The organism is Colwellia sp. D2M02, assembly GCF_018860755.1.
Classification (GTDB): domain Bacteria; phylum Pseudomonadota; class Gammaproteobacteria; order Enterobacterales; family Alteromonadaceae; genus Colwellia; species Colwellia asteriadis.
The window spans coordinates 1-1722 of record NZ_JAHKPW010000069.1; the positions used below are offsets into that span (position 1 = coordinate 1).

The 1722-nt window shown below is 42.3% G+C and carries 3 protein-coding genes; all 3 read left to right on the top strand.

From position 1 onward, the window contains the following. Positions 1–104: 104 nt before the first annotated feature. Entirely contained in the window at positions 105–446 is a 342-nt protein-coding gene (locus KO495_RS17555; RefSeq protein WP_252738941.1) for a hypothetical protein, read from the top strand. A gap of 126 nt (positions 447–572) precedes the next feature. Beyond that, entirely contained in the window at positions 573–773 is a 201-nt protein-coding gene (locus tag KO495_RS17560; protein ID WP_252738942.1) for a glucosaminidase domain-containing protein, read from the top strand. A 188-nt stretch (positions 774–961) separates the two neighbouring features. After that, positions 962–1624: a DUF2987 domain-containing protein gene (locus tag KO495_RS12490; protein ID WP_215980743.1), complete on the top strand. Its 663-nt coding sequence runs from the start codon at positions 962–964 to the stop codon at positions 1622–1624. The last annotated feature ends 98 nt before the right edge of the window (positions 1625–1722 follow it).

A 1722-nucleotide genomic window follows, 5' to 3' on the forward strand; every position in this document is an offset into this window, starting at 1 on the left:
TCCTTGGTATCTTCATACTAAAGGTGTGTTGTACCGCACCTTGTTTGGTGTTGAAGTGTTGGGACAACCCTCCACCCATTCCAATAATAAAGATTCGGTTTTTTATGCCTAAGACTCATGATAAATACCAAAAGCTACGTTACTTCGCCGCCGCCTGCGGACTGTTTGCGATTATGTACATTGCTGATGACTACTTTGACAGCCAACCGCCTGATACAAAGTTAGAGCTCACTGAAACGGAACTGCGCATATTAATTGACGATTTCGATCGTAAGTCGACATCGTCAACTGATAGTGGTGAATCAAAAACAGTTCCTAATTTTAAACAATACGATGACGTCACCGAAATAAAGAAGGCGTTTTTTGCCTATTCACTCCCCGAGATACGCCATCAAAACAAGGTTACATTGATAAAGCGCAAGGCGATAATCAGCGTTGCCCAGTAGCTTGAAGATGATCAGATGACTAGCCACTCCACAGTAAAACTACTGAAAAGTATTCGCCTATAGTGCAAAATCGATAAGGGCTTAACCGATTTACGATCCACCGCTGTTTTACTGCATCGTGTTGATATGATCCCCCCTGAATTGGTGTTAATTCAAGCAGCAAACGAATCGGGGTGGGGTACCTCTAGATTTGCCAGAAAGGGATATAATTTCTTTGGCCTATGGTGCTTCAAGCAAGGCTGTGGATTCGTGCCCAAACGCAGAAATGAAGGCACAGTTCACGAAGTGGCTAAGTTTAAAAATCTCTCTCACGCGGTAAAAACCTAGATTAGAAACCTAAATCGTCATTACGCTTACAAAGAATTACGAGATATACGTGCTGATTTGCGCGCGCAAGACAAACCTATTACAGCTAAAGCCTTGGTTCACGGCTTACAGAGTTATTCTGAGCGTGGGCAAGATTATATCGATGAACTGTTAAGTATGATGAGGGTAAATAAAGAGCACATGAATTTATGAAAAAGTGGTTAATAGCAGCTTGTATTATTCCAAGCTGCGTTGCAGTTGCACAACAGACAAATCAGCAAATAGCCAGTACAAACACATTGAACGTCGAATACAGTAGTTTTTATAGTCATGTGCGTAAACTGGATGATGAAGAGACAAGCGCGTTACAGTTTGCGTTTGGTTTTAAGCGGGTTCAAAGCGATACCTTATGTAGGATCACAAAAGCGTATATTCATACTCAAAAACAAGATATTCCTTTGCCGGTGACAAATGAGCAACGCTTCACCGTGCCCAGTGAAAAAGCCCTTAAAATGGCGAAAGCCGAAGTGGTATTGTCTTTAGTAGAACCAAAAAATCAATGTGATATGTCAGTTCAACTCGAAACCAAACCTAAGTGGTTAAAAACGCAATATTCCGCAAATGAACTGGCGACTTTGTTCACGCAATACCAAACATTTTTTGATGATATGGGCAGCTTTTTGTCCTTTCTGATGCCCAGTGTAGATGGTTTAGTCGTGCACTTTACTGACACAAGTCTACATAAAACGTTAGCGAACGGATTAGTCATTGAAAAGGGTTCCTTGCATATGACAAAAGAGTGGATAAACCAAGGGCGCAGCTTAGCGTTGCCAGAGATGCCGTTACGCATAACCGCTAACACGACTAAGTAACCTAGTATCGCTTAGAGCCATCTACTGTTCTCGCGAGTCTAGCGCTCGCGCGCTCCCCCCTAGTCGGCTGGTGATTTAAATAACCTTTCACTCATAAC